Source organism: Achromobacter sp., assembly GCF_036567245.1.
Lineage (GTDB): Bacteria > Pseudomonadota > Gammaproteobacteria > Burkholderiales > Burkholderiaceae_B > Achromobacter.
On the sequence record NZ_DATCUY010000657.1, the window covers coordinates 1 to 10,165 of the forward strand.

Annotated in this window: 6 protein-coding genes; all 6 read right to left on the bottom strand. The window is 66.0% G+C overall.

What is annotated here, in order from left to right:
- Positions 1 to 2,442: bifunctional proline dehydrogenase/L-glutamate gamma-semialdehyde dehydrogenase PutA (gene putA / locus VIR09_RS27950; protein WP_332015822.1), on the bottom strand; the 2,442-nt coding region annotated here is incomplete at its 3' end.
- Between the two features lie 193 nt (positions 2,443 to 2,635).
- Positions 2,636 to 3,352, bottom strand: coding sequence for a PqiC family protein (locus VIR09_RS27955; protein WP_332015823.1), 717 nt, complete (start codon positions 3,350 to 3,352; stop codon positions 2,636 to 2,638).
- Between the two features lie 5 nt (positions 3,353 to 3,357).
- Complete coding sequence (locus VIR09_RS27960; RefSeq protein WP_332015824.1) at positions 3,358 to 5,022, bottom strand: intermembrane transport protein PqiB; 1,665 nt, start codon at positions 5,020 to 5,022, stop codon at positions 3,358 to 3,360.
- A 39-nt stretch (positions 5,023 to 5,061) separates the two neighbouring features.
- On the bottom strand, positions 5,062 to 6,378 hold the full coding sequence (locus VIR09_RS27965) for a PqiA/YebS family transporter subunit (protein ID WP_332015825.1): 1,317 nt from the start codon (positions 6,376 to 6,378) through the stop codon (positions 5,062 to 5,064).
- Between the two features lie 8 nt (positions 6,379 to 6,386).
- Positions 6,387 to 8,699 (bottom strand): ATP-dependent Clp protease ATP-binding subunit ClpA, encoded by a 2,313-nt coding sequence (gene clpA, locus VIR09_RS27970; protein ID WP_332015826.1) that lies wholly within the window; start codon positions 8,697 to 8,699, stop codon positions 6,387 to 6,389.
- 55 nt (positions 8,700 to 8,754) lie between these two features.
- A partial coding sequence (locus VIR09_RS27975; protein ID WP_332015827.1) for a penicillin-binding transpeptidase domain-containing protein occupies positions 8,755 to 10,165 on the bottom strand: 1,411 nt, incomplete at its 5' end.

Genomic DNA, 10,165 nt, shown 5'->3' on the forward strand with positions numbered 1-10,165 from the left:
CAGGATGGCCACGGCTTGCGCGGCGATCAGCGGCGTCTGTTCGGCAGGCTTGGCCAGCACGGTATTGCCGGCAGCCAGCGCGGCCGCGATCTGGCCGGTGAAAATGGCCAGCGGGAAGTTCCACGGACTGATGCACAGCACGGTGCCCAGCGGACGATGCGTATCGTTGCTGAATTCGGTTTCGGCCTGATCCGCGTAGTAGCGCAGGAAGTCCACGGCCTCGCGCACTTCGGCGATGGCGTTGGGCAGCGATTTGCCGGCCTCGCGCACGATCAGGCCCAGCAAGGTCTGCATCTGCTCTTCCAGCAGTTGCGCGGCGCGGCGCAGGCACTGGGCGCGCTCCGCCACCGGCGTGGATTGCCAGATGGGAGCGGCATTGGCGGCGGCGCGCAGCGCGGCCTCGACCTCGTCGTCCTGCGCCTCGACCACGTGGCCCACCACGTCGCGCAGGTTGGCCGGGTTGCGGACTTCCATGGCGCGGGCGGCATCCCAGGCTTCGTCGCCTTCGCCCAGCATGGGCCCGGCGCGCCACGGCATGCCGGCGCTGGCCAGCAGGGCCGCGGACAGCGATCCCAGGCGATGCTCGTTGCTCAGGTCCAGGCCGGCCGAGTTGGCGCGGGCGCCCTCTTGCAAATCGCCATAGAGTTCGCGCGGCAGCGGGATCTTCTCGTGCGGTGCGCCCAGCGGCACGATGCGTGCGGCGGCTTCAACGGGGTCGGCCACCAGATGCTCGATCGGGATGGTCTCGTCGCCGATCAGGTTCACGAACGAGGTGTTGGCGCCGTTTTCCAGCAGGCGGCGCACCAGGTAGGCCAGCAAGGTTTCATGGGTACCTACCGGCGCATAGATGCGGCAGGGACGATTCAGCTTGCCTTGTGACAGCGGTCCCACGACTTCGTCGTACAGCGGCTCGCCCATGCCGTGCAGGCACTGGAATTCGTACTGGCCCGGGTAATAGTTCTGTCCGGCCAGTTGGTAGACCGCGGCCAGGGTGTAGGCGTTGTGCGTGGCGAATTGCGGATACACCGCCTCGGGCGCGCCGAGCAGCTTGCGGGCGCAAGCCAGGTAGGCCACGTCCGTGTAAAGCTTGCGCGTATAGACCGGATAGCCTTCCAGGCCGTCGACCTGGGCGCGCTTGATCTCGCTGTCCCAATAGGCGCCCTTCACCAGGCGCACCATCACGCGGTGGCGGCTGCGGCGGGCCAGGTCGATCACGTAGTCGATCACGAAGGGCGCCCGCTTCTGGTAGGCCTGGATGACAAACCCGATGCCGTTCCAGCCGTCCAGTTCGGGCTCGAAACAGAGCGCCTCCAGCAGGTCCAGCGAGATTTCCAGGCGGTCCGCTTCCTCGGCGTCGATGTTCAGGCCGATGTCGTAGCTGCGCGCCAGCACGGTCAGCGCCTTCACGCGCGGCAGCAGTTCGGCCATGACGCGTTCCCGCTGGCCGCGCGAGTAACGCGGGTGCAGCGCCGACAGCTTGATCGAAATGCCCGGACCTTCATAGATGCCGCGGCCAGCCGCGGCCTTGCCGATGGCATGGATGGCCTGCTCATACGAGGCGTAATAGCGGTCGGCATCCTCGGCCGTGGTGGCGGCCTCGCCCAGCATGTCGTAGGAATAGCGGAAGCCGCGGGCTTCCATCTTGCGGTTGTTGGCCAGCGCTTCGGAGATGGTCTGGCCCGACACGAACTGCTCGCCCATCATGCGCATGGCCATGTTCACGCCCTTGCGCACCAGCGGCTCGCCGCCCTTGCCGATCAGACGGGTCAGCGCCTTGGACAACGACTGCTCGCTGCTCACAGCCACCAGCTTGCCCGTAATCATCAGCCCCCAGGTGGCGGCGTTGACGAACAGGGATTGCGAGCCGCCCATGTGCGACTTCCAGTCGCCGCGGGCGACCTTGTCGCGGATCAGCGCGTCGCGCGTGGCGCGGTCCGGAATGCGCAGCAGCGCCTCGGCCAGGCACATCAGGGCCACGCCTTCCTGGCTGGACAGCGAAAACTCCTGGATGAGCCCTTCCACCCCGCCGCCGCTACGCTTGCCGCGCAGCTTCTTGACCAGGTCGGCGGCCATGGCGTGGATCTTTTCCAGATTGGGCATGCGGGCCTGACCCAGCAGCAGCGGCACGCACTCGGGCTCGGGACGCCGGTAGGCGGCGGTGATGGCCGCGCGCAGCACCGACTGCGGTTGCACGTCCTGGCCAAATTCGTAGAACGGTGGCGTCGGCGCCGCATGGCCCTCGCCCGCCTCGTCCTCGCCGCCCGCTTCCACGCCCAGATGGGACATCTCGGCGGGCAGGTGGCCGCGCTCGATCTTGTCCAGGTAGGAAAGGATCGCCTGCTTGTGCAGCCAGTGCGGCGTGCAGTTGAGCTTTTGCGCGGCGGCCTTCAGCCGGTCGCGGAGCGCGTCGTCGACTTTAACGCCTAGGGTCGTGCTGGCCATAAGAGATTGCTTCCTGTCGCATGGCAAAGGTAATACCGGACCCAAGCGGGACCCGGTATGGGTAGGACCGTATGCTAGACAGGTTGCAACTTGGTTTGCACTATGGTTAACCCTAGGTTAACCAATTGAGATCAGGCGGAATTTTGGGTGACGCAAGCAACGCTTGCGCCGCCAATTTTCCAGCACGCGGCGCTCAGTCCTTGAGCGCCGCGCAACCCAGCATCTGGACCGAAGCCGATCCCGCCGGAGTCTGGCCGCGGATGGCCGAGGCCATGGCGCCAGCCAGGCTGACCACGGCGCGCTGCTGTGCGGCGATGAGCGCAGGCACGCCCTCTTCCGTCACCGGCTCCGTGACCACGCTGCGGCACAGCAGGCCGGAACCCTTCATGTTGACCGGCCGCACGCGCCAGGTCGCATCCAGCTGGGCCATGCGGCCCGATTCCAGCTCGAAGCGCTGCACATCGGTCTGCACGCGCCAGACCGCGGCTTCCGGCCCCGGTTTGACCAGTTGCACGTCCAGCGCCCCGAGTTCCCGCTTCAGCGCGTCCGACAATGCGCCGCGCAGCTCGTCGCCCAGCGGCGAGCTCCAGCGCTCGGAGTAGAGCGCGGCCAGGCTGCCCTCGCCAGTGCGCACCATCAGCTGCGGTTGGTCCGCCTGCGTCGAAACGTTGACCGGCTGCACTTCGATCAGGAAATTGGCCGGCGCCACGCCAGCCCCCGGGGCCTGGGCTGCCGGCGACTGCAAGGTGTGGTACTGCACGGGCGCCGACGAACCGCAGCCGGCCAGCGCAGCCGACAAGGCCAGCAAGGACAGGACCGGACGCAAACGCAGCGTCGACCTGCCCGCGGCGCGGGGCTGCTCGGAACTCGGTTGCGCCTGGCGGGCGCGGGGAGATGGGCGTCTATTCATGGGTTTCAGTTCCTGACAGGACCGGCGCCGGGGATCGGGTCTGGGCCGCGGCCGCGCAACAAGGCCTCGGGATTGGCTTGCAGGAAATCGGCCAGGGCGCGCAGCGAACGAGCCGCGCGGCCCAGCTCCTGCATCGCCTTTTCCGTATTGACCGGCAAGGAAGCGTCGGAGGCCAGCAGCGCGTTGACCTGCGCCATGGATTCCTTGGCCTGCTTGAGCATGTTCTGCGCTTCGGGCGCGACCTGCTTGTCCAGGCGGTTCATCAGCTTGGAGGTGCTGGCCAGCGTGGTACGCAGGTCCTCGCCGATCTTGTCGAACGGGATCTTCTCGATCTTGGCGACGATGTTGCTGATCTGCTGCTGCAGCTGATCCAGGTTGCCAGGCACCGTCGGGATCATGGCCGGATCCGACAGCTTGAATTCGACCGGTTTGGCGTTCGGGAAGTCATCCAGCGCCACGTACAGCTGGCCGGTCAACAGGTTGGCGGTGCGCAGCTGCGCGCGCAGGCCATGCTTGATCATGCCGCCCAGCAAGCGGTTGCCCGCGGCGTCGCCATCCTTCACGGCGCGCTCGCGCACTTCGTCGAACACGCGGCCCAGGCGCTCCGGATAGAGGGTCGCGTCCACCAGCGAGTAGAAGCGCTTGGCGATCGGATCGAAATCCATGTTGATCTGCGTGACGTTGCCCAGCGTGATGCCGCTGAAGTCGATCGGCGCACCCACGGTCAGGCCGCGGATGGACTGATCAAAGCGCATGCGGATCGGGAAAGCCTCGCCGTCCGGATTGGCCTTGGCGGCCGTCTCGGTCGGGTACAGGTCGAACTGGGCATCGGCTTGCGCCTGCTTGCCGGCGTCGCGCGCGCTGATGACCGGCTCGAACGCAACGCCGCCCACCGCCATCGAGACCAACGATTGCGTGCGCACCTTGAGGCCGTCGGCATTGACGCTGAAATCCACGCCGCTGGCGTTCCAGAAGCGCGTGCCCTGGGTCACGAATTTGTCGTTGGGCGCGTCCACGAACACCTCGACGTTCACGGCCTTGCCGTTCTCGTCCAGCGCGTAGCCGATCACGCGGCCGACGTTGATGCGGCGGAAATACACGGGCGAACCGATATCCAGGGATCCCAGGTCGGACGCCTTGAGCTTGAAGCGCTTGCCGGCGCGGTCATGCGTGACCGCCGGCGGGACTTCCAGGCCCTCGAATTGCAGCTTGGTGGCCTTCTTGGAATTGTCCTTGCCCTCGACCGCGTCCACGCCGATATAGGCGCCAGACAGCAGCGTGCCCAAGCCGGACACGCCGCTCACGTCCAGGCGCGGGCGCACCACCCAGAAGTTGGTGCCTTCGCGCGCCAGGTCCGAGACATCCTTGGACAACTCGGCCTGCACCACCACCTTGGTACGGTCTTCGTTGAAGCCGATCGACCGCACCGTGCCGATGTTCACGTCCTTGTAGCGCAGCTGGGTCTTGCCGACTTCCAGCCCTTCGGCCGTGTTGAATGAAATGGAGATGTCGGGCCCCGCCTGCATCCAGGTCCGCACGACCAGCGACAGGCCCATCAAGGCCGCCACGATGGGCACCAGCCAGATCCATGAAATCCGGCTTTTTTTCTTGCGCGAGATCGCGGGTGACGCGAACTGCTCTTCACCGGATCCGGGTGCTTGCTCGGACATCTACTCTTCCTTGTTCGTGGACGGAAGCCGCGACGCTTCCTAGCCCAATTCCTTGCCGGCCACAGGCGCCGCCTGGCGCCCGCCCTCCACCGGTGGCGATTCTATTTCACTTTGGCCTTCAAGGTCCCAGCTGCGGCGCAGGTCGAAACTCATGGCGGACAGCATGGTCAGGATCACGACCACGCCAAAGGCCGCCGCGCCCGCGCCGGCGCTGATCTCCATCAAGCCCTGGAAATCGGCCAGGGCCGCCAGCAATATAACGACAAAAACGTCCAGCATCGACCACTGGCCGATGAACTCGACCATTTGATACAGGCGCGTGCGCGGCCGCAGATTGGTGGTGCTGCGCCATTGCTCGGTCAACAGCAACAGGATGAGCGCCAGCAGCTTGGTCAGCGGCACCGCCACGCTGGCGATGAATACGATCAGTGCGATATCCCAGGAACCCATTTCCCAGAGTTCGACCACGCCGCCCAGGATGGTGTGGGCGCTGTCGCCCAGCACGGAACGGACCTGCATCACCGGCAGCACGTTGGCGGGAATGTAAAACACCACGGCCGCCAGCAGCAGCGCCCAGGTGCGCGCCAAGTGATCGGGCTTGCGGTAGTGCACCTGCGCGTCGCAACGCACGCAGTGGTGTTCTTCTTCCGGGTTGGCTGTCCGCGGCACGGCCTGCACCTGGCCGCAAACATGGCATCCGGTCAGGACGCTGTCCGGCCCGGCTTGCGGCACATGCACCGGCGCCACGCCCACCGTCTCGGCATAGCGCCACAGCACGTGGGGCGACAGGCGCCCCAGCATCGTCAACAGAATGGTCAGAAGGCCGAACGCGCCCAGGCCGATGCCGGGAGCCACCGCCGCCATGCCGGCCAGCTTGACCACCGCCACCAGCACGCCCAGCAGGAACACCGGAATCATGCACCAGGGCCGCAATACGCCCAACAGACGCATCGCGGTACGAAAGCCCGCGGGCTCGTGGCCGCGCGACAGCGGCCCCAGCACCCACAGCAGCACGCTCAGCTGCAGCAAGGGCAGCACGAAACCCGCCAAGCCCGTCATGATGGCAACCACCCAGTGATCCTGGCGCCAGGTGATGGAAATGGCGTCCAGCAAGGAGGCCTGCTGCACCATGCCCTGCACGGACATGGACGCGACGGGATAGGCGTTGGCCACCCCGAACACGATGAGGGCGGAAATGGCGAGCGCCAGCCAATTGGACAAAGTAAGCCCGCTGTAGCGCCACAGGATGGCACCGCAGCGGGCGCAATTGGCGGTCTCTCCAGGTTCAAGCTGATGCCGGCGATAGATGCTTGCGCAGTGTTCGCACTCGATCAGCGGCTGGCGGTCCGCGGTCATTGAGTTGCCTAATCGACCAGTTCGACTTCCTGCTTGTCAGGCGCATCCGACGACGGCGGCTTGCCGTTATCGTCGAAGTCCAGCTTGACCTTGCCTTCCTCGTCCAGATCCACCGTGACCGTGCCGCCGTCGACCAGCTTGCCGAACAGCAATTCGTCGGCCAGCGCGCGCCGGATGGTGTCCTGGATGAGTCGCTGCATGGGGCGTGCGCCCATCAGCGGATCGAACCCTTCCTTGGCGAGATGGTCACGCAGGGGGGTGGTGAAGATCGCTTCCACGCGGCGCTCGTGCAGCTGGTCTTCCAGCTGCATGAGGAACTTGTCCACCACGCGCAGGATGATTTCGCGGTCCAGCGGGGCGAACGGGATGATCGCGTCCAGACGGTTGCGGAACTCGGGCGTGAACATGCGGCGGATTTCCGCCATTTCGTCGCCCACCACGCGCGAATTCGCGAAACCGATGGACGGACGGTTCAGGGTTTCGGCGCCCGCATTGGTCGTCATGATGACGATGACGTTGCGGAAGTCGGCCTTGCGGCCGTTGTTGTCGGTCAGCGTGCCGTGGTCCATGACCTGCAGCAGGATGTTGAACACATCCGGATGCGCCTTTTCGATTTCATCGAGCAGCAGCACGCAATGCGGCTGCTTGGTGATGGCCTCGGTCAGTAGGCCGCCCTGGTCGAAACCGACATAGCCCGGAGGCGCGCCGATCAGGCGCGACACCGCGTGCCGTTCCATGTATTCCGACATGTCGAAACGCAGCAGCTCCACGCCCAGCGTGAAAGCCAACTGGCGCGCGACTTCGGTCTTGCCCACGCCGGTGGGGCCGGAGAACAGGAAGGCGCCGATCGGCTTTTCCGGCTTGCCCAGGCCCGAACGCGCCATCTTGATGGCGGCGGACAGGGCTTCGATGGCGTTGTCCTGGCCGAAGACCACGGTCTTCAGGTCGCGGTCCAGCGTCGCCAGCTTGCTGCGGTCGTCGTTGGAGACGGACTGCGGCGGAATGCGCGCGATCTTGGACACGATGTTCTCGATGTCCACCTTGCCGATGACCTTCTTCTGGCGCGAGCGCGGCAGCAGGCGCTGCGCGGCGCCGGCCTCGTCGATCACGTCGATGGCCTTGTCCGGCAGATGGCGGTCATTGATGAAGCGCGCCGACAGTTCGGCGGCGGCCGACAGGGCGGCAGCCGAGTAGCGCACGCTGTGGTGTTCCTCGAAGCGGCTCTTCAGGCCGCGCAGGATCTGCACGGTCTGCTCGACGCTGGGTTCGGCCACGTCGATCTTCTGGAAGCGGCGCGACAAGGCATGGTCTTTTTCAAAGACGCCGCGGTACTCGGTATAGGTGGTGGCGCCGATGCACTTGAGCTGCCCGGAAGACAAGGCCGGCTTCAAGAGGTTGGACGCGTCCAGCGTACCGCCCGAGGCCGAACCGGCGCCGATCAGCGTATGGATTTCGTCGATGAACAGGATCGCGTCGGGATTGCCGCGGATCTGCTTGAGCACGCCCTTCAGGCGCTGTTCGAAATCGCCGCGGTACTTGGTGCCGGCCAGCAAGGCGCCCATGTCCAGCGAAAAGACCTGGGCGGCCTGCAGGATTTCGGGCACTTCGCCGCGCGTGATGCGCCAGGCCAGGCCTTCCGCGATCGCGGTCTTGCCCACGCCGGCCTCGCCGACCAGCAGCGGGTTGTTCTTGCGGCGGCGGCACAACACCTGGATCACGCGCTCGACTTCGTGCTCGCGCCCGATGAGGGGATCGATGCGGCCCGCCAGCGCGGCGGCATTCAGGTCGGTGGCGTACTGGTCCAGCGGCGACTGACGCGATTCGCCCTGCTCTTCACCATTGGTCTGCTGCTCTTTCTGCACGGCGGCGGACTCCACCTGGGGCTGTTTGGTAATGCCATGCGACAGAAAATTGACGACGTCCAGCCGCGTCACGCCCTGCTGCTGCAGGTAGTACACGGCATGCGAATCCTTCTCGCCAAAAATGGCCACAAGCACATTGGCGCCGGTGACCGGCTTCTTGCCGGTGCCTCCCGCGGATACATGCATGATGGCGCGCTGGATCACCCGCTGGAATCCCAGCGTGGGCTGCGTGTCGACCTCGGCGCCGCTCGGGATCACCGGGGTGTTCTCCGAGACGAATTGGCGCAGGTTGCGGCGCAGGTCGTCCAGGTTGGCGGCGCAGGCGCGCAGCACTTCAACGGCCGACGCGTTGTCGAGCAACGCCAGCAGCAGATGCTCGACGGTAATAAATTCATGCCGGGCCGAACGGGCCTCGACGAAAGCCATATGCAGGCTGACTTCAAGCTCTTGAGAAATCACGCTTCCTCCGTAACGCATCGAAGCGGGCAAATACACGATTCATATTCTATGCCGATCATGGCGTAACACCAGCGATTTCAAAAACCACTCTATCGTGGCGGCCTTGCGTATCCATGACGGTAAGCGTATATCGGCCGTCCATGGCCAGCACCAATTTAAACGGATGACCCGACGCGCCGTGGCCAACCACGCGCCCGTCCAGCATCCACCATACTTCGCCTTCTGTTCCCTGCACATCCACATCCAGCGCCACTTCGCGCCCGCCGGGCACGGGCCGCAGCACCGAGCCGCTGGCCACGCCGCCCAGACGCAAGGGTCCGCGCGAGGCGTCGGCGTAGCCGGCAAACGACGGCGGCGCCGTTTGATTCAGCACCCAAGCCGCGCGCTGCTCCGGACAAACGCCGGATGGCACGCTGCCGAGCTTGTAACCCAGGGGCCAGCATGTCACCGCCGCCTGCACCGTTTCGGGCCTGACGCGGACCTGCTGGGCGCCTTCGGGCAAGGCCGCCACGATATCCTGCAGTAGCGGCGCTGCCACGTTGGCCCCGAAAAATCCGGGGTTGGGGGTACCGTCCGGACGGCCGACCCAGACACCCATCGTCCACCTGTCGGTCACTCCGACGGCCCAGGCATCCCGGAATCCGAAACTTGTCCCGGTTTTCCAGGCCAGTTGCCGCGACGGACTGCCCGATTGGTAGAACGGCCGGTCCGGATGGCCGCCGCTCTCCAGGATGTCGCGGACGATCCAGGCCGCCCCAGGACTCATCATACGGGACTCGACCCTCGCCTGCTCCGGCCGCAGGCGGGGCCGTCCGGAGACGCCGCCACGGGCCAAGGCCCGGTAAGCGCCCACCAGTTCTTCCAATGTGGTGCCACCCCCGCCCAAAATCAAGCTCAAATTCGGCTCGGCGCCTGCAGGCAAACGTAACCGCACCCCGCCGGCCAGCATGACCGAAGCGAAACTGCTGGGTCCGACGCGGTCCAGCAGGTCCACCGCCGGGACATTGAGCGAGCGCTGCAAGGCCTGCGCCACGCTGATCGGGCCAGCGAACGCAGCCTGGAAATTGCCCGGCGCGTAGCCGCCAAACGACATCGGCGCGTCGATCAGCAGGCTTTCGGAGTGAATCAGGCCCTCGTCGAGCGCCTGGGCATACAGGAAGGGCTTGAGGGTCGAGCCCGGCGAACGCACGCCGCGCACCATGTCCACGTGGGCAGCGCGGCTATCGTCGGAGAAATCGGCGGAGCCGGCGTAGGCCTTGACCTCCAGGGTGTCGTTGTCCATTACCAGCACGGCCATCGACACCTTGGGCGGCAGGCCGTCCACGCGGTCTTGCAGCATGCGCTCCACCGAGGCCTGCATGTCCGCGTCCAGGGTGGACGTGACCACGGCGGGACGCACGCCGGGACGCCGGCCGGCCGAACGCTGGCTGCCCGCTTCCTGCAGCAGGCGCTGCGCGGCCAGCGGA